Source organism: Streptomyces sp. 4F14, assembly GCF_048159485.1.
Lineage (GTDB): Bacteria > Actinomycetota > Actinomycetes > Streptomycetales > Streptomycetaceae > Streptomyces.
The window spans coordinates 112,752-129,842 of record NZ_JBLRVY010000022.1; the positions used below are offsets into that span (position 1 = coordinate 112,752).

The following is a 17,091-nucleotide window of genomic DNA, read 5'->3' on the forward strand; positions in this document are numbered from 1 at the left end:
GATGGAGCCGCGCAGACTGGCGCTGATCCGCAGTGGGGACGCGGGGCGTATCACGGTCGGTTCCGGGTATCTCATCGCCCCGCGCCTGGTGTTGACGGCACGTCATGTCCTCATCGACCGGGTGACTGCCGGGTTCTGGCCGAGGATCAAGGTGTACGTCGGTCATGAGCGCGACGGCGAGCAGGTCAAGAGTTCGGCGGAGCTCCTCTGGGAACACCCCTCCGGCCTCGACGTCGCCCTCCTGCTCCTCACCGAGCCCATCGACCTGCCGGACACGGTGAGTTGGGGCCGCCCGGAGGGCCTCGCCCCGCTGCCCTACGAGGGGCTGGGCTACCCCTGGGCGTCCAGGAACGGCGAACTCCGCGCACCCGAACACCTCCGTGGCTTCCTCCCCGTGCTGTCCGGCGGCAGGGACCGCTACATCCTGGACCAGACCCCGGCCCCGGCACCCCGCGCCGGCGGCAACGCGTGGGGCGGCGCCTCGGGGGCGGCGATCTTCTGCGGCGGCCACCTCGTGGGCGTCGTCACCCAGGAGGACCCGGCGTACGGGGCACGCCGGTTGATCGCCGTACCCGTCTCCTCCTTCGCGACCGACGACACCTTCACGGCGCACATCGGCGGCTGCCCTCGACTGACCCCGGTCGGCGCCCCGTTGCCGAAAGCGGAGCCCGGCGTCGAACGGACCTCCATGGAAAGGGAGTTGGAGAGACTCCTCCGCTCCCTCTTCCCGGACGCGGCGACCCGCGTCGAGTACGGCAGGGAGCTGGCGCACCAACTCGGCTACGACACCACCGGATACGAACCCGGCACGGCGGACCTCGTGGCCCTCGCCACCACCCACCCCCGCGCACTGGCGACCCTCAGCGAACTCCTGCCCGCGCGCGACACGACCCGCACCGCCCTCACCACCCTCCTGACCACGGCCAGAGCCCTCGGCTGCGGCGCACTCCTCTCCCCGACCGAGCACGGCGAACTGCTCGCCCTCCTCCGGGGCGGCCGGGACGACGACCCGACGCTGATCCCCCGCGCCGCCCGCGAGGCACTGCGCTACGCCGTACTCCCCGAGGCCCTCAACCAGCCACGCCTGGACGGACACCAACTGGCCGATGTGATCACGGAGTTGGAGGGGCTGTCCGACCGGGGTGCGCCCGCGCTGCTGAAGGTCGTCGAGTACCTGGCGGCGGCCACCGGACAGCGTGACGACCTCCGTGCCTGGTCGAAAGGGGTCGCCGACCGCCTCGGCATCCACCAGGACGCGCTGGCCGAGCGCCGTGCGGACGCCGAGCGCTGGGCGAAGCGGCCCGTGTCCCCGGTGTCGCGGGTCGTGATGAGCCTGGAGTGGGACGAGGAGGCCGGTGAGGAGCGGTACCGGTGCCGGATCCTGCTCGTCCGGGACGACGGGACGCACCGGGTGCTGAAGGAGGCGGAGTCGGCGTCCAAGTCCCCGCAGGAGCTGGCGAGTTGTCTCAGCGAGGCGGTCCTCGCCGTACGCGACGAACCCGGGCAGGGCGACACCGTGCCGTGGGTGACGGTCGAGGTCGACCGGGACGGGCTCCAGCGGGCCGTCGACGAATGGGTGCCCGGCGCGGACGACGACGTCCTGCCCGCCCGGCCGATCGGCGCCGACTACCGGGTCTCCCTGAGCTGCCCCGAGTTCCGGCAGCGCAGCGCGGACGACCGCGAACGCCGCTGGCGCAACGGGCGGCAGATGACCCTCGTCGTCGACCCCGCGTGCGACAGCGTGCAGCGCCTCGTCCACCTCCTGCGCACCGACCACCGCGACACCGCCCGCGTCATCCTCCACGGCCCCGCCGACCAGCACAGACCCTGGCTCCTCGCCACCCTCGCCCTCGGCGCCCCCGTCGTGCTGTGGGACCGCGACGCGGGTGGCCACGAGGACGCCGTACGGATGGCCGGGCTCGGGCCCGCCGGGGATCTGGACGGACTTCCCGAGCGGGTCCGGCACTTCAGGAGCGACACCGTCGCCGGGCCGGGCGGGCGGCGGGCCCGGCCCTCCCTCGTCTGGGAGCCCGAGGAGCGGCACCCGAGGATCGAACCGCTGCGGTTCGCGGACCCCGTGAGAGGAACGAACGCGTCATGACCACCGCGGACGGCGACTGGAGACTGTTCCACGGGGACGGCGTACCCCGCGACGACACCCCCTTCCCCGCGGCCCCGCCCTGGCGCCGCTTCGACCGCCCCGAACCCGGCACCGAAGCCCCCCGCCCCTACCTCATCGACGCCGATGCCGCCGACGTCGTCAACGCCGCCCTCCACCTGCGCCGCCCCCTCCTCGTCACCGGCCAGCCCGGCACCGGCAAGTCCTCGCTCGCCCACGCCGTCGCCCACGAACTCGGCCTCGGCCGCGTCCTGCAATGGCCGGTCAACAGCCGCTCCACCCTTCAGGACGCCCTCTACCGGTACGACGCCGTCGGCCGCCTGCGCGAGGCGACCCTGCGCCGCGACACCGACGGCACCGAGCCCGACATCGGCCAGTACCTGCGCCTCGGCCCCCTCGGCAGCGCCCTCGTCCCCCGCACCCGCCCCCGCGTCCTGCTCATCGACGAACTCGACAAGGGCGACGTCGACCTCCCCAACGACCTCCTCACCGTCTTCGAGGAAGGCGAGTTCACGATCCCCGAACTCACCCGCCTGCGCGACGACAACACCCCCGTCCACGTCCTGACCGACGACCCCGACGAGACCGCCCCCGTCACCAAGGGCCGCGTCCGCTGCGCCGAGTTCCCCGTCGTCGTCATCACCAGCAACGGCGAACGCGACTTCCCGCCCGCCTTCCTGCGCCGCTGCGTACGCCTCGACCTGCCCGATCCCGACGAACGACGCCTGCGGGACATCGTCGCCGCCCACCTCGGCCCTGACGCCCTCGACGACGTGGACGACCTCCTGCGCCGGTTCCTCGACCGCCGCGCCACCGGCGAACTCGCCACCGACCAGCTCCTCAACGCCGTCTTCCTGCGCAAAGGCGGCGTGAACCTCGACGCGGGCGCCCTCCTCGACGCCGTACTGCACCGCCTCGGCGGAGCCGTGTGACGCCGTGCTCTCCCGCGTGACGAAACTCCTCGCCGACAGCGGGGCCGAGCTGTCCCAGGAGGAACTGCTCGACGCCCTGTGGCTCGCCACGCGCCTGGGCGCCACGCCGTTGGCCCGCGCCGCGGGCGTACCCGAGACGCCCCCGGTCCGGGACCCCGGGGAACCCCAGGCACCCGAACCCGCACCGACCCCACGCCCCACCCCGACAGCACCGCCACCCGAGCGACCCGCACGCCCCGTCACCGCGACGGACGACACCCCGAAGGCGCCCACCGCTACGACGCCGTCCCCCGCGCTCCCGGTCCGCACTCCCGAGTCCCGCCCCGCCACCGGCACCGGTCAACTCCACCTCGGCAAGTCCCTGCGCCCTCTGCGCCAGCGCTTCCCCGACCGCCGCCGCCACGAACTCGACGTCGTCCGCACGGTCGCCGCCGTCGCCGACACCGGCATTCCCGAGACCGTGACGCGTCCCGCCCGCGCCCGCTGGCTCTCCCTCGCCCTCGTCATCGACGACGGCGTGTCCATGGTGCTGTGGCAGCGGCTCGCCGCCGACGTTCGCAAGCTGATGGAACGCGCGGGCGCCTTCCGCGACGTACGCGTGTACGGGCTCGACACGCGCAGGGCCGTTCCCACTCTCCGCACCAGCCCCTACGGGCGGCGCGGGCGCGCGCTGACGCCGAAGACCCTCTGCGATCCGAACGGGAACACGCTCGTCCTCGTCGTCAGCGACGGGGTCGGGTCCGCGTGGCGCGACGGCGGGATGCGCGAGGTGACCGACCGATGGGGGCGCTGCGGGCCCGTCGCGATCGTCCACGTCCTGCCTGGGCGGCTGTGGGCGGGGACCGGGATCGACGTACGGCGCTGGCAGGTCACCACGCACCGGCGCGGCGGGCCCACGCACGCGTGGCACGTCACCGACCCAGACCTGACGCCGGACCTCGTCCGGTTCGACTCCGTCCCCGTGCCCGTCCTCATGCCGACCTCCCGGGCCGTGGGCGAGTGGGCCCGGCTCCTGGCAGCGCCGGGCGGGACCGGGACGCTTCCGCTGTGGGAGGGGCGAACGTCCGTTCCCCGTACGGCGGTCGAGATGCCCGGCGGCGACGCCGTCCTGCGTTTCCGGGAGGCCGTGTCCGTCGAGGCGTACCGGCTTGCCGCGCATGTCGCGGCGGTGGCTCCGGTGACGCCGCCGGTGATGCGGCTGGTGCAGCAGGCGCTGGGGGAGCCCACGGATGCCGGGCACCTCATGGAGGTGTTCCTCGGCGGGCTCATGCACGAAGTCGACGCCGACATTCTGGAACGGCTCCCGCAGCACCGGCGGTTCGACTTCACGGTGGAGGGGCGACGGGCGCTCCTCAGTGCCGTGTCGGCGGGGGAGTTGCTGCGTACGGCCGACGCGGTGACGCGGGACATCGAGGACGCGGTGGGGCGGGAGCCGGTGTTTCCGGCGTGGGTGGGGCATCCGGGCGGGACGGCTGTCGTCGTGGACACGGGGCGGTCGTTCGGGTGGCTGCGGGAGCAACTCCTGGTGCGGCTCGGGATTTCGGGTGGGGGCGGGGCGACGGATTCCGCGCCGGAGGGGTGGAGTGATCTGCTGCCGCACGACCCGCAACGGCTCGGCCGGTTCAGGCTGTTGGGGCGCAGCGACCGGAGCTGGCGGCGCAACGCGATGTACCTGGCGCAGGGCCCGGACGGCAACCTCGTCATGGTCGGGGCGCCGATGTCCTTGTACGCCGGTGAGCCGACGGCTGCGGTCGAGCTCGTCCGGACGGAGGCGGAGTGCCTGCGCAGGATGGAGGGCGTCTGTGCGCCTGCCTTGGTGGATGTGCAGGCCGACACCAATGGGGTACTTCCCTGGATCGCCGTGCAGTTGATCGGGGACGAGACCGCTCCGGCGCCCAACCTGAAAGACGTCGTCGAAGGCCGTGCGGGCCTGATGTCCGAGGAGCGCTTCTTCACGATCGGCTGGAGTCTTTGCAGCGCCCTCGCCCACGCTCACGAACGTGGCCTCGTGCACGGGTCCCTCACTTCGAGGGCGATTCTTGTGGCCGGCGAAGACGCCTACTTGGTCGGCTGGATGACCGCGACCGTGGACGGGACCGACAGCCCACACCGTGACTTCCTCCCTCCCGTTGACACCTCCCTGGCAGCGGGGGGTATCTCTCCCGAGGGGGACGTGTACGCCGCCGGAGCTGTGCTCCGGGCCTGTCTCGCCGGGCCGTCGTGGGACCCCGGAATCGACCGGGACGCTCGAATCGATCCGGCGCTTCGCATGGCACTGCGGCGTTGCGGGGAGGCGCAGCCTGTCAGAAGGCCGTCCGCCAGGGAACTGGTCGAAGCGTTCGCCGACGCGCTGAACGAACTGAGAGGGCTTGGCAGGAGGGGGCAGGAGGAGCGCCTGCTCGACGACATCCGGCGAGCGCGGCCCTTGGCCCCCCACGCGCTGACGACCTACGGACCGACACTCGCCGGCCGCCTGATCACCTTCTCCAACGACCTGGCCTCCCAGGGGCAGCACGACGAATCACTCGCCTGTGCCCAGGACGCTGTGCGCGTGTGCCGCGAGTTGGCCGCGCAAGCTCCGCAGGAGTACGCCACCGGCCTGGGAGCCGCCCTCAGCAACCTGTCCGTACGGCTGGGGGAGTTGGGCCTCGTCGAGGAAAGTGTCGCCGCTGTCTTCGAGGCGAGGGAGACGTATGAGGCATGGGGCACCCCTCCCGGCTACGCGATGATCCTGAACAACCTGTCCAACCGCCTTGCGGCAGTGGGCCGGAGCGTGGAAGCCCTCGCGGCGGCCGAAGAAGCTGTTGCCGTGGGGAGTTACGAGGACCTGGCCAGGGCGTCCACGACCCTCGGCAACCGACTGAGCGAACTGGGCCGCAGGGAAGAGGCACTGGACGCCTTCTTGTCAGCCGTACGCATCCACGCCGGGCACCCCTCGACCGACCACGCCGTCACCCTCAACAACCTCGCCGTCCTCTACGGCACCCTCGGCCGCCGCGGCGAAGCCCTCCGCACCCTCGACGAGAGCCTCCGCGTCCAAGCGAGCCTCGAAGGCGACCCGGCGAACGCCCTCCCGCAGATCCGCGACCGTTCCGAACAGATCCGGACCTGGCTCGCCGGATGATTTGACCGCTCTGACGCGTTACATCAATAGACCGAGCGTTCTTTAATACACGCCAGACCCGAGCAAAGGACTCCGAACCATGACAGCGGAACTCTCCGATGCCCTGAAGAAGCACCTCGACGACACCAAGGTCTTCGCGACCGTCGCCACCCTCACGGCCTCCGGCCACCCCCACCTCACCGTCGTCTGGATCAAACGCGACGGCGACGACCTCGTCTTCTCCACGACCGTCGACCGAGCCCAGGGCAAGAACCTGGCCCGCGACCCCCGCATCACCATCATGATCACCCCTCCGGAGAACCCCTACACCTACGCCGAGATCCGCGGCACCGCGACGATCACCCCCGACCCGGACAACGACCTCCCCAACGAACTCTCCCTGAAATACACCGGCCAGGACTACGCCACTTTCAACCCGGCCTCGAAGCAGGACGCGGACCGGGTCATCGTCCGGGTGACCCCGACGAAGATCACCGGCCGCCTTTAGGGTGATCCCGCCGGCTTGGTGAGCTTGCGGACGGCGGTGTCCTCGGGGTTCAGCCGCCGTCCGTCGGCCGAGCGGACTTCCAGTGGCCGCAAGGGCTGTTCGTGCCGCCGGTCCAGCAACTCCGAATGGGGCTCGCCGGGTTCGAAGAAGTGTTCCTCGCCCCACTGCCGCAGTGCCACGATCACGGGAAACAGGGCTCTGCCCTTGGGTGTCAGGACGTACTCCCGATAAGCGCTCCCGTCCGACGCCGGGACGGTTTCGAGAACTCCGCCGGTGACGAGACCTCGCAGGCGGGCGGTGAGGATGTTCTTCGCGACTCCGAGACTGCGCTGAAAATCCCCGAACCGCCGGCTGCCGTCGAAGGCGTCACGGACGATCAGCAGGGACCACCAGTCGCCGATCGCGTCGACGGAACGGGCTACGGGGCAGTCGCTGTCGTCGAACCGGGTTCTGTTGACCATGTCCTGCCTCACCCTCCGTCTGGTTGCAACATGCTACCAGTGGCGGTTATCGTCCCCATCGGTTGCAAGTTGAAACCGAATCTTGGGGGTCGGATGCCAGAGGTCATGGACGACCGCGCCTTCGTGCTGTCCCGCCGCCTCGTCCTGCTGTTCGCCGTCGCCTGCGGGGTCTCGGTCGCCAACGTCTACTTCTCGCAGCCGCTGCTGGTGACGATCGGCCACGACCTCGACATGAGTCCGGGGCTGATCGGGAGCGTCGTGACCCTCACGCACGTCGGGTACGCGCTCGGCCTCTTCTTCCTGGTGCCGCTGGGCGACCTCGCCGACCGGCGGCGGCTCGTCGTGGGGCAACTGGCGCTGCTCGTCCTGGCGTTGGGAGTGGTGGCCACCGCGCGTACGGCGGCGGTCCTGCTCATCGGCATGGCCGCGACAGGGCTGCTCGCTGTCGTGACGCAGACGCTGGTGGCCTTCGCGGCGTCACTGGCGCCCGCCGACGGACGCGGCCGGGTCGTCGGACTGGTCACCAGCGGGGTCGTCGTCGGGATCCTGCTCGCCCGCACCGTGTCCGGCGTCCTGGCCGACCTCGCGGGATGGCGGTCCGTCTACGCAGTCTCGGCGGGGTGCGCCGCTGTACTCGCCCTGGCGCTGCACCGGGTCCTGCCGGGCGGCGGCGATGCCCCGGCCCTGCGGTACGGGCAGCTCCTGCGCTCCACGGTGTCCCTGTTCGCACGGGAACGGCTGCTGCGGGTCCGGGCGTTGTACGGGCTGCTGATCTTCGCCGCCTTCAGCACCCTGTGGAGCAGCGTCGCGCTCCCGCTCGACTCCCTGCCCCACAGCGCGGTCGGGGCGTTGGGGCTGGTCGGGATCGTGGGCGCGCTCGCGGCCGGAGTGGCGGGGCGGTTGAACGACCGGGGACTGTCGCGGTGGACCACGGGCATCGCGCTGGCGCTGCTCGTCGTCTCGTGGTGGCCCCTGGCCCTCACCCGAAGTTCCCTGTGGGCGCTGGCCGTCGGGGTGGTGCTTCTCGATCTGGCCGTGCAGGCGGTGCATGTCACCAACCAGACGCTGATCTACGCGGCGCACCCGGCCGCGGGCAGCCGCGTGATCGGCGGATACATGGTCTTCTACTCGATCGGCAGCGGCGTCGGCGCCCTCGCCGCGACGTCCCTGTACGCGGCTGGAGGGTGGGGCGCGGTGTGCGTGCTGGGCGCGGTGTTCAGCGGTCTCGGGCTCGCGCTGTGGGCGTTCGAGCGATAGTGCTTCGGCTACGCGACATCAGGGCGTGTCATCAGGGGTGACCGTACGTGCAGTTCCAGGCTGGGGCCGGTGAGGGGGACCGTCGTCCATACGGCCGTGGCGGTTTGTGTGGTGGTGTCGAGGGTCAGGCGGACGCGGTGCGGGGTGGTGATGACGTACAGGTCCGCGACGAACAGGGGGCCCTGCCAGGCCCCGGTGGCGACGATCGGGCGGCCGAGGGGGGAGCTTTCGCGCCAGGTGGTGTGGCCCACCTCGATGTCCGACAGGGACGCGAACCGTACGAGCCAACCCGTGTCGGTGGGATCGACGGTCACCGTCGTGCCGTCGGGGAGCGCCGAGCCCTCGGGGGTGGCGTCGAGGGTCGCCGTGGCCGAGCGTGTCGGGTCGGGTGTGCCCGGGATTCGGGGGAGCGCGAGGTGACGTAGGCGGTCGGCGAGGGTTTCGTCGTCCTGGGGGCTGTCCTCGTCGTGCAGGCCGGGCAGCAGGCACTCCCAGAGGGCGTCGAACACGTCCTGCGTCTCGCCCTGGGCGGTCACGGCGATCACGAGGTCGTGCGACGGGACGACGACGCACTGCTGGCCGAAGGCGCCGTGGCCGTGGTAGCCGTGGCGTGACATCCAGAACTGGTAGCCGTAGCCGCGGGTGAAGTCGGCGTTGTCGGAGCCGTCTCCGGACAGGGCGCAGTCGATGTGGTGGCTGGTCGCGAGGTCCACCCACTCCCGGGGGACGAGCCGTTCGCCGCCCCACAGGCCGCCGCGCAGGAGGAGTTCGCCGAAGGCGGCGACGGCCTCGGTCGTGAGGTGGAGGCCGTGGAACCCGAAGGCGGCACCGCTCGCGACCCGGTCCCACTCGGCGTGGTCGATGCCCATGGGCTTGAAGAGGCGTTCGTCGAGGAACTCGGGGAGGCCGCGCCCCGTGACGCGTTCGACCATCCGGGCCAGGACGAAGGTGGTCGCGTTGTCGTAGGTGTGCCGCGTCCCCTCCGCAGTGCTGAACGGCAGCCGCAGGAACCCCTTCACCAGGTCACCGGGCTCCAGCTCCCACGCCTCGGCGAGGCTGTCCTCGGGACGGCCGACGGTCATGGACAGCAGGTGGTGGACGGTGAGCCGGCGCCCCTGCGCCGAGACGTCGGCCGGGACGTGGTCCGGCAGCACATCCACGACCCGGTCCGCCGGCCCGAGCAGCCCGTCGCCGATCGTGAGCCCCACGGCGACCGACGTGAACGACTTGGTCAGCGAGTAGAGAAGGTGCGGACGGTCGGCCGAGTACGGCGCCCACCAGCCCTCGGCGACGACATGCCCACGGTGCACGACCATGATCGAGTGGCACTCGGCGGACACCGCTTCGAGCCGGTCCAGCAGCAGGGAGACGGCACGGGAGGACACCCCGGAGGCTGCCGGTGCCGAACGGGGGAGGAGGGGGCGCTGAGAGGACATCCTGACTTTCTAGCGGACCTGAAGGCCGGCATTCGACCGGGTTTCCGGAAGCTCGCACGGCCGTGAGGGATCGCGGTCACCCTCAGGGCAGCAGCCTCGGCACCACCCGCACGTACACCACCATCCCCACCACCTCCACCAGCGTCTGCGCCACCACGACCACCCCCGCCACGGCCAGCCCGTCCGGCAGGGCCAACGCCAGCGGCAGCACGACCAGCGAGTTGCGGGTCGCCCCCGTGAACACGATCGCCCGCGCGTCCCGCGTACCCAGCCGGAACACCCGCACGACCCCCAGCGCCGCGACCGGCATCACGACCAGGAAGGCGACGTAGAACGGCACGACCCGTACGACGTCCCCCAACCGCCCCGACCCGTCGTCCAGTTCGGGCACCTGCGAGGCGACGACGGTGAACAGGACGGCGACCATCAACGGCACCATCGCCGCCCCGGCCCCCTCCGCGAACCGCCGGCCGGCCGCGTGCCGCGCACCCCACGCCTGCGTGAGCCAGGCCGCCGCCAGCGGTACGACGATCAGCACGGCGAACGCTTCGAGGAAGGGCCCGGCGTCGACGACGCCGGAGAGGTCCGACCCCAGGAAGAGGAACAGATAACCCGGCAGAAGCACCATCTGCGCGAGGAGCAGCAACGGAGTCGCCGCGAGGAGCCGTTCGGCGCTGCCACCCGCGAGCCCGCTGAAGACGATGACGTAGTCGACGCACGGGGCGAGCAGGACGAGCAGGACACCGAGCCGGACGGCCTGATCGCCGGGGAGGAAGGGGAACAGCGCGGCGACGACGAGGGGCACGACGAGGAAGTTCACCGTCAGCGCCGCCCCCAGGAACCGGCCCGCCCGCAGCGAGCGGACCAGTTCGGCGGCGGGTACCTGGAGGAACGTCACGTACAGCAGCGCGGCCAGCGCGGGGTTGATCGCGTGCTCCAGGCCGGGCCCCGCGCCGGGCGCCAACCGGCCGACGACGGCGCCGACGGCCAGCGCACCGACGTACAACGGGACTTGGTGGCGTTCCATGCCGGTGACCAGGGCGGAAGGGGAAGGCAACGGGGAGCGCTCCTGAGGGTGGGCGGACACACCGACCGTAACCCGTCAGGTGTGTTCGATCGCCACCCGAGGCAGCGCCCGCGCGAGCCGCTCCGGCAGCCACCAGGCCCGCCGGCCCAGCAACTGCATGACCGCCGGGAGGATCAGGCACCGGATGACCACCGCGTCGACGAACACCGCGACGGCCAGCCCGAAGCCGAACTGGGTCAGCATCCGGTTCCCGCTGAACATGAACGCCCCGAACACGACGATCATGATGGCGGCGGCGGCCGTGACGACCTGACCGGTGGTGGCGAGGCCGTGCCGGACCGCCTGCGCGGCATCCTTCCCGCGCTCCCACTCCTCGTGCATCCGGGACAGGAGGAACACCTCGTAGTCCATGGAGAGCCCGAAGACGATCGCGAAGATCATGACGGGGACGTACGCCTCGACGGGCCCCTTCTCCGCGCCGAGGGCGCCGTTCTGGAAGACCAGGGTCATCACGCCCATGGCGACGCCGACGCTGAGGAGGTTGAGGACGGCGGCCTTGAGGGGGATGAGCAGGGAGCGGAACACCAGGAGCAGCAGGAGCATCGACAGGCCCACGACGAGCGCGACGAACGCGGGCAGCCGGTCGGCGACGGCGGCGGCGAAGTCCTCGGTCGCGGCGGTGCTGCCGCCGACCAGGAACCGCGCGTCGGTGTCCCGCGCGAGGGACGGCAGGACGTCGTCGCGCAGCCGGTCGACGAGGTCGCTGGTGGCGGCGGCCTGCGGCGCGGAGTCGGGGAACACGACGATCGTGGACAGGCCGTCGCCCGAGGACTGCGGCGGCAGCGCGGCGGCCACGCCCTCGGTCCGGTCGAGCACCGTACGGGCCCGCCCGGCGGCCGTCGCGTCGCCGTCGGCGACCACGATCAGCGGCCCGTTGAACCCGGGGCCGAAACCCTTGCCGAGCAGGTCGTACGCCTGGCGGGTGGTCGTGGCGGCGCCGTCGGTGCCCGCGTCCGCGAAGCCGAGCCGCATGTCGAGCGCGGGCAGCGAGAGGGCCGCGAGGAGCGCGGTCGGCACGAGCGCGGCCGCCCAGGCACGCCGCTGCACGGCACCGGTCCAGCGGTTCCAGCGGTCGCCGGGGGCCCGGCGGGCCGTACGCCGCTGGACCTGCTTCTCGATGCGGGACCCGAACACGGCGAGGAGCGCCGGGAGCAGGGTCAGCGAGGCGGCCATCGTGAGCAGGACGGTCAGCGCGAGGGCCATGGCCACGCCCCGGAGGGAGCCGAGGCCGAGGACGACGAGGCCGCCGAGCGCCACGATGACCGTGCACCCGGCGAAGAAGACGGTGCGCCCGGCGGTGTCGATCGCCTTGACGGTCGCCGCCTCGCGGCCCTGCCCGGCGTCCAGTTCGCCCCGGAAACGCGAGAACACCAGGAGCGCGTAGTCGATCCCGACCCCGAGGCCGACGAGCATCATCAGCGGCGCGGTGAAGTCGGCGACGTTCGCGAGGTGCGAGGCGAGGATGATCAGCCCGAGCGTCGTCCCCACCGCGAACAGGGCGATCACCACCGGCAGGACGGCCGCGAAGAACGACCCGAAGAGCAGTACGAGGATCACCAGCGCGGCCATGATCCCGATGCCCTCGGCGGCCCCGCCGGCCTCCTCCTGCGCAGTGCGCACCGCGTCGCCGGAGAGCTCCACGCGCAGCCCGTCGCCGTCGGCCTTCTGCGCGGTGTCGATGATCGCGCGGGTGTCGTCGACCGGGACGTCCTCGGCCTGCCGGTCCAGCGCGACCGTCGCGTACCCGATCGTGCCGTCCTCGGAGACCGCCCCGGCGTCGTCGAAGGGGCCGACGACCCCGACGACGTGCGGCTCCTTCGCGACCTCGGCGAGCATCGACTCGACCCGCGCGCGGGCCCCGGCGATGCCGTCCTTCGCCTCCACGACGACCGTCACCGTCGTCCCGGCCCGGTCCGGCGCCCGCTCCTCCAGCAGGTCCAGCGCCTGCTGCGACTCCGTGCCGGGCAGGCTGAAGTCGTTGCGGTACGCGTCCCCGACCGCCTGCGACCCGAGACTCACCGCCACCAGCACGACGACCCACCCCACCAGGGCCCACCACCGCCGCCGGTACGACACCTGCGCGAGACGCTCGAAGACACTCACGGTGTCCCCCGTCCCGGTACGACTCTGCTCGGGCGCTGCCATCAGCCCGACCTCCCCTGCACTCATGCCAATAGATAGAACATCTACATGTAGAGAGCCAACGCTAGCATGTCATGTAGATTGTCTACGTGATGTCAGAAGCGCTACGAGGTCATCTGGACGCGCTGATCCTCGCGGTCCTGGAGAAGGAACCCCTCCACGGATACGCCGTGATGGAGGCCCTCCAGGTGAGCAGCGCGGGTGCCCTGGACCTGCCGACCGGCTCCCTCTACCCCGCCCTGCGCAGACTGGAGCGCGCCGGGCTCGTGGAGAGCGAGTGGAGCACCGTCGGCGGCCGGCGCAGGCGGACCTACCAGCTCACGGCGACGGGCAAACGCGCCCTGGCCAAGGAGCGCACGGACTGGCGGGACTTCTCGACGATGGTCGAAGGCATCCTGCGGCCCGGGACGGCCTGACCGCGGTCAGACGGCCCGCAGACAACGCCGGCCCGCCACGGCTACGGCACCCAGCGGCAACCCGAGCAGCAGCACCGTCGTCGGCAGCCCGGCCACCCCCAGCAGCGAGTGCGTGGCCGGGTTGTACACCGTCAGCAGCAACCCCAGCAGGGCGAAGACACCGCAGACGGCGAACGAGAAGAAACCGGTTGCCCGCACCAGCCGCGGCCCGCTCACCCCACGCGCCCCGGCGGCGACCACGATCACCAGCGCCAACGCGATGGCGGCGCTCCCGGCCCAGCTCACCGCCGAGTCCACCAGGCTGTACACCGCACCGGCGTCGTCCCTGGAGTTCTGCCCCGCCAGACTCAGCAACCACCACCCCACCGGCTGAACCAGCAGCACCCCACAGATCAGCAGCCCCGTACGCCGCCCCTGAGCGAGCGCCAACTCCGCCTGGAACTCCGGCGCGACCCGCTCCACCGACCCGAAGTCGGCCACCGCGCACGCCTCCGCGCCCACCCGGTCGAGACCGTCGGCCTCGTACGCCTCGGCCGCGTCCGCCAACCCGTCCCGCGCCTCCGCGAGCATGTCCGCCTTGACCGCGCGCGGACCGCGCAACGCCCTGTCCAACTCGGCGACGTACTGCTCGATCACCCGGATACTCCCTGCCGCATGCCCTTGCGCACCAGCTTAGGGACGCCCGCCCCCGCGGAAGATCGGGGAAGACCCTGACACAACCCTGATCCCACGGCCCCCGGGCACCCGCCTCACCTCGGCGCCCGCACCGACTCCCTGATCACCAGCTGCGTGCTCAGCACCACGTGATCGTCGCCCCCCATCAGCTCCTCCCGGTCCAGCGCGAGACGTACCGCGGTCCGCCCCAGCTCCTCGTACGGCACCCGGACCGTCGTCAGGGACGGCGACAGGTCCGCCGCGTAGTGCACGTCGTCGAAGCCGACCACCGACACGTCACGCGGGACCCGCAGCCCCGCCTCCCGCAGCGCGGCCAGCGCGCCGACGGCGATCGCGTCGGTGCCGCCGAGGACCGCGGTGAAGGCGACACCGGCGGCCAGGGCGTCCCGGACGCGGCGGTGACCGGAGGCGCGGGTGTAGCTGCCGGGGACGTACAGCGCCGGGTCGTCGTCGATCGCGTGCGCCCGCAGCGCGGCCCGATGGCCCTCCCGGCGCTCGTCCGCGCTGCTCAGGCCCTCCTCGCCGCCCAGACAGAGGATGCGGCGGTGACCGGCGGCCACGAGATGGGAGGTCGCCTGGAACGCGCCGCCCCGGTTGTCGTACTCGACGACCGTCGCCGGCACCCCGGGCGGCAGCGCCGGGCGCCCCACCAGCACCAGCCGGGAACCGGCCGCGTCCAGTGCCCGCGCGTACTCGGTCATCCGGCGCCGGTACGCCTCGCCGGGGACCACCCCGCCGACCAGGACGACGGCCGCCGCGTGCTGCTCGCGCATCAGCTGGACCAGATCGTCCTCCCGGCCCGTGTCGCCGTGCGTGGAGCAGACCAGGCTGAGCCGGCCGCGCGCGGTGGCCTCCCGCTCGACGCCCGCGGCGACATGGGCGAGGGAAGGGCCGGTGATGTCCTTCAGGACGAGGGCCACGGGACCGGCGACCCGGCCGGAGAGCGCCTTCGCGTGGACGTTCACGACGTAGTGCAGCGATTCGACGGCGGCCATCACCCGCGCCCGCGTCTCCGCCGCCACCGGATAGTTCCCGGCGAGCGTACGGGAAACGGTTGCTACGGAGACCCCCGCCTCGGCCGCGACGTCCCGGATCGTGCTCGGCCCCTCCGGACCCGCCGGTCTCGTGCGGGGCTTGGCCTGTGCGGAGGGTTTACGGGCACGCTTCCCGGAGTCGGTCACGGGGCGACGTTACTGCATCGGGTCGTGGGGGCGACGGGACAGGGGCGGCGGGGACAGAGAACGGTTTCTGTAACCAGGGGGCGAGGCCTTATGTGCGGGCCCGACAGTAAAAGCTGCACTCCTTCGGTATCCGCAGGGTTGGCTTGGCGGCGCTTCTGGCCTGCGGGGTCAGGGCTCATCGAGATCGTGCGGAAGAGATAGTAAACGTATTCTACGCTAAAGCCGGTTGAGGCCGCCGGTCAACAGGGGGCGCGCGGACTCGCCGCCGAGGTCATCCAGCGAAGTGCCAGGTCAGACACGCTTACTTGGTAATCGTCGGGAAAGCCCGACGAAACAAACGCCGTCCCACCCCTTGTGAGGCGGCTGCTCGGGGCCTACGGTCACGGCAAACGTTTACTACGCAACTGCTTCTCCCTCTCCCGGAGGTCCGATGAGCACGACCCGTACGAGAACGAGAACCCTGACCGGAACCGCTCTCTGCCTCGCCCTCGCCCTGAGCGCCTGCGGAGGCGGCGGCGACGGCGGCGACACGGCGGGGAAGACCAGCAAGGGCGACGTCGGCTTCGAGTTCTGGAGCTGGACGGAAGGCATCCAGCAGCAGGTGGACGTCTGGAACAAGGCCCACCCCGAGACCCAGGTGAAGTACGTCAACGCCGCCGGGGACACCGTCTACCAGAAGCTCCGCGCCGCCGTCACCTCGGGAAACGCCCCCTGCCTCTCCAAGATGGACGGCATGAACCTGGCGAACTTCGCCGCCGACGGACTCCTCACCGACATCAGCAAGCTCGCCGCCCCCTACAAAGCCGCCTACGCCGTCCCCGCCTGGAACGCGGTCAGCCCCGGGGGCGCCACCTACGGCATCCCGATGGGCTCCGCCCCGCTGTTCACCGCCTACCGCGCCGACCTCCTCCAGAAGTACGGGGTGAAGGCGCCGACGACCTGGGCCGACGTGATCACCGCCGGCAAGGCGGTGCAGGCGAAGGACAAGGGCGTCAAGATCTTCAACATGGCCGGGGAGGACCCGAGCACCCTCGTCGACCTGTCCTGGCAGGCGGGCGCGGAGTGGTACAAGATCGCCGGGGACCACTGGGAGATCGGCTTCACCTCCCCGGCCGCGCTCCAGGCCGCCGACATCGTCCAGCAGCTGGTCGACGACGACCTCGCCTCCAACGCCTCCTACTCCGACCCCGGCGTCTTCAGGACCTGGGACCTCGGCCGCACGGTCCTGATGACCACGTCCACCTGGCAGTTGCCGATCTACGACACCAACTTCCCCAAGTCCAAGGGGAAGTGGCAGCTCGCCGACGCCCCGCTCTTCGACCCGGCCACGCCCCGGACGTCCAGCAACTTCGACGTGACGGCGGTCCTGAAGGGCTGCAAGTACCCCGACCGCGCGGCCGAGTTCGCGTCCTGGCTGTCCAGCAGCAAGGAGTCCCTGACCGCGCTCACCGACCCCGCGTCGAAGTCGGGGCTGTTCCCGGCGGTGAAGGACGTGTCCCCGTACATCGGCAAGCTCGTCCCCCCGGACATGTTCAACGGCAAGGCCGACAGCGCGCGGATCGTCACCGACGCGGCGGACCGGGTCGGCGCGCAGTGGCAGTACGGGCCCGACTACGCGGCCATGTACTCCGAGATGCAGAAGCAGTGGGGGAAGGTCATGAAGAAGCAGCTCACCGTGAAGGACATGCTCACGCACCTTCAGGACTGGGTGCTGGCCGACCTGAAGGACAAGGGCGTCAACGCGGTCGCGGCCGGCTGAAAGACCTGGAGACAT

At 71.5% G+C, this 17,091-nt stretch carries 13 protein-coding genes; 7 read left to right on the top strand and 6 right to left on the bottom strand.

Annotated elements, in window-relative coordinates; genetic code table 11:
- Nucleotide 1: 1 nt before the first annotated feature.
- From ACLZOT_RS32665 to ACLZOT_RS32680, 4 genes are all read left to right on the top strand, one after another.
- Nucleotides 2–2,101 carry a trypsin-like peptidase domain-containing protein gene (locus ACLZOT_RS32665; protein ID WP_416972733.1) on the top strand — a complete coding sequence of 700 codons (2,100 nt, stop codon included), beginning with the start codon at nucleotides 2–4 and terminating at the stop codon, nucleotides 2,099–2,101.
- Entirely contained in the window at nucleotides 2,098–3,051 is a 954-nt protein-coding gene (locus ACLZOT_RS32670) for an AAA family ATPase (protein WP_416972734.1), read from the top strand. The genes ACLZOT_RS32665 and ACLZOT_RS32670 overlap by 4 nt, the downstream gene beginning before the upstream one ends.
- A 16-nt stretch (nucleotides 3,052–3,067) precedes the next feature.
- The gene (locus tag ACLZOT_RS32675) at nucleotides 3,068–6,175 is read left to right on the top strand and encodes an SAV_2336 N-terminal domain-related protein (RefSeq protein ID WP_416972735.1); all 3,108 of its coding nucleotides are present in this window, start codon (nucleotides 3,068–3,070) and stop codon (nucleotides 6,173–6,175) included.
- Nucleotides 6,176–6,254: 79 nt separating this feature from the next.
- Complete coding sequence (locus ACLZOT_RS32680) at nucleotides 6,255–6,662, top strand: PPOX class F420-dependent oxidoreductase (protein WP_416972736.1); 408 nt, start codon at nucleotides 6,255–6,257, stop codon at nucleotides 6,660–6,662.
- On the opposite strand, the gene ACLZOT_RS32685 is transcribed toward ACLZOT_RS32680, so the two are convergent.
- Nucleotides 6,659–7,123 carry a winged helix-turn-helix transcriptional regulator gene (locus ACLZOT_RS32685; protein ID WP_416972737.1) on the bottom strand — a complete coding sequence of 155 codons (465 nt, stop codon included), beginning with the start codon at nucleotides 7,121–7,123 and terminating at the stop codon, nucleotides 6,659–6,661. The genes ACLZOT_RS32680 and ACLZOT_RS32685 overlap by 4 nt on opposite strands.
- A gap of 105 nt (nucleotides 7,124–7,228) precedes the next feature.
- Here ACLZOT_RS32685 and ACLZOT_RS32690 point away from each other — a divergent pair, with 105 nt between their 5' ends.
- Nucleotides 7,229–8,380 carry an MFS transporter gene (locus tag ACLZOT_RS32690; RefSeq protein ID WP_416972738.1) on the top strand — a complete coding sequence of 384 codons (1,152 nt, stop codon included), beginning with the start codon at nucleotides 7,229–7,231 and terminating at the stop codon, nucleotides 8,378–8,380.
- A gap of 8 nt (nucleotides 8,381–8,388) precedes the next feature.
- Here the strand turns inward: ACLZOT_RS32690 and ACLZOT_RS32695 are convergent, their stop codons facing one another.
- The 3 genes from ACLZOT_RS32695 to ACLZOT_RS32705 all read right to left on the bottom strand — a co-directional run bounded on the left by ACLZOT_RS32695 (nucleotide 8,389) and on the right by ACLZOT_RS32705 (nucleotide 13,048).
- The gene (locus ACLZOT_RS32695; RefSeq protein ID WP_416972739.1) at nucleotides 8,389–9,816 is read right to left on the bottom strand and encodes a serine hydrolase domain-containing protein; all 1,428 of its coding nucleotides are present in this window, start codon (nucleotides 9,814–9,816) and stop codon (nucleotides 8,389–8,391) included.
- 82 nt (nucleotides 9,817–9,898) lie between these two features.
- The gene (locus ACLZOT_RS32700) at nucleotides 9,899–10,843 is read right to left on the bottom strand and encodes an arsenic resistance protein (RefSeq protein ID WP_416972780.1); all 945 of its coding nucleotides are present in this window, start codon (nucleotides 10,841–10,843) and stop codon (nucleotides 9,899–9,901) included.
- Between the two features lie 75 nt (nucleotides 10,844–10,918).
- A complete protein-coding gene (locus tag ACLZOT_RS32705) occupies nucleotides 10,919–13,048 on the bottom strand; it encodes an MMPL family transporter (RefSeq protein WP_416972781.1) in 2,130 nt (709 codons plus the stop codon).
- An 86-nt stretch (nucleotides 13,049–13,134) separates the two neighbouring features.
- On the opposite strand from ACLZOT_RS32705, the gene ACLZOT_RS32710 reads away from it, so the two are divergent.
- Nucleotides 13,135–13,461, top strand: coding sequence for a PadR family transcriptional regulator (locus tag ACLZOT_RS32710; protein WP_416972740.1), 327 nt, complete (start codon nucleotides 13,135–13,137; stop codon nucleotides 13,459–13,461).
- 6 nt (nucleotides 13,462–13,467) lie between these two features.
- Here the strand turns inward: ACLZOT_RS32710 and ACLZOT_RS32715 are convergent, their stop codons facing one another.
- Together ACLZOT_RS32715 and ACLZOT_RS32720 are read right to left on the bottom strand one after the other, a co-directional pair.
- Nucleotides 13,468–14,097: a permease prefix domain 1-containing protein gene (locus ACLZOT_RS32715; RefSeq protein WP_416972741.1), complete on the bottom strand. Its 630-nt coding sequence runs from the start codon at nucleotides 14,095–14,097 to the stop codon at nucleotides 13,468–13,470.
- 113 nt (nucleotides 14,098–14,210) lie between these two features.
- Nucleotides 14,211–15,317 carry a LacI family DNA-binding transcriptional regulator gene (locus ACLZOT_RS32720; RefSeq protein ID WP_416972742.1) on the bottom strand — a complete coding sequence of 369 codons (1,107 nt, stop codon included), beginning with the start codon at nucleotides 15,315–15,317 and terminating at the stop codon, nucleotides 14,211–14,213.
- 430 nt (nucleotides 15,318–15,747) lie between these two features.
- Here ACLZOT_RS32720 and ACLZOT_RS32725 point away from each other — a divergent pair, with 430 nt between their 5' ends.
- Complete coding sequence (locus ACLZOT_RS32725; protein WP_416972743.1) at nucleotides 15,748–17,076, top strand: extracellular solute-binding protein; 1,329 nt, start codon at nucleotides 15,748–15,750, stop codon at nucleotides 17,074–17,076.
- Nucleotides 17,077–17,091 lie beyond the last annotated feature (15 nt).

Excerpts from the sequence above, each read along its gene's own strand:
- ACLZOT_RS32700 (WP_416972780.1), bottom strand. The coding sequence starts at position 10,843 with ATGGAACGCCACCAAGTCCCGTTGTACGTCGGTGCGCTGGCCGTCGGC.
- ACLZOT_RS32705 (WP_416972781.1), bottom strand. The coding sequence starts at position 13,048 with ATGGCAGCGCCCGAGCAGAGTCGTACCGGGACGGGGGACACCGTGAGT.
- ACLZOT_RS32695 (WP_416972739.1), bottom strand. The coding sequence starts at position 9,816 with ATGTCCTCTCAGCGCCCCCTCCTCCCCCGTTCGGCACCGGCAGCCTCC.
- ACLZOT_RS32690 (WP_416972738.1), top strand. The coding sequence starts at position 7,229 with ATGGACGACCGCGCCTTCGTGCTGTCCCGCCGCCTCGTCCTGCTGTTC.
- ACLZOT_RS32665 (WP_416972733.1), top strand. The coding sequence starts at position 2 with ATGGAGCCGCGCAGACTGGCGCTGATCCGCAGTGGGGACGCGGGGCGT.
- ACLZOT_RS32725 (WP_416972743.1), top strand. The coding sequence starts at position 15,748 with ATGAGCACGACCCGTACGAGAACGAGAACCCTGACCGGAACCGCTCTC.
- ACLZOT_RS32685 (WP_416972737.1), bottom strand. The coding sequence starts at position 7,123 with ATGGTCAACAGAACCCGGTTCGACGACAGCGACTGCCCCGTAGCCCGT.
- ACLZOT_RS32670 (WP_416972734.1), top strand. The coding sequence starts at position 2,098 with ATGACCACCGCGGACGGCGACTGGAGACTGTTCCACGGGGACGGCGTA.
- ACLZOT_RS32680 (WP_416972736.1), top strand. The coding sequence starts at position 6,255 with ATGACAGCGGAACTCTCCGATGCCCTGAAGAAGCACCTCGACGACACC.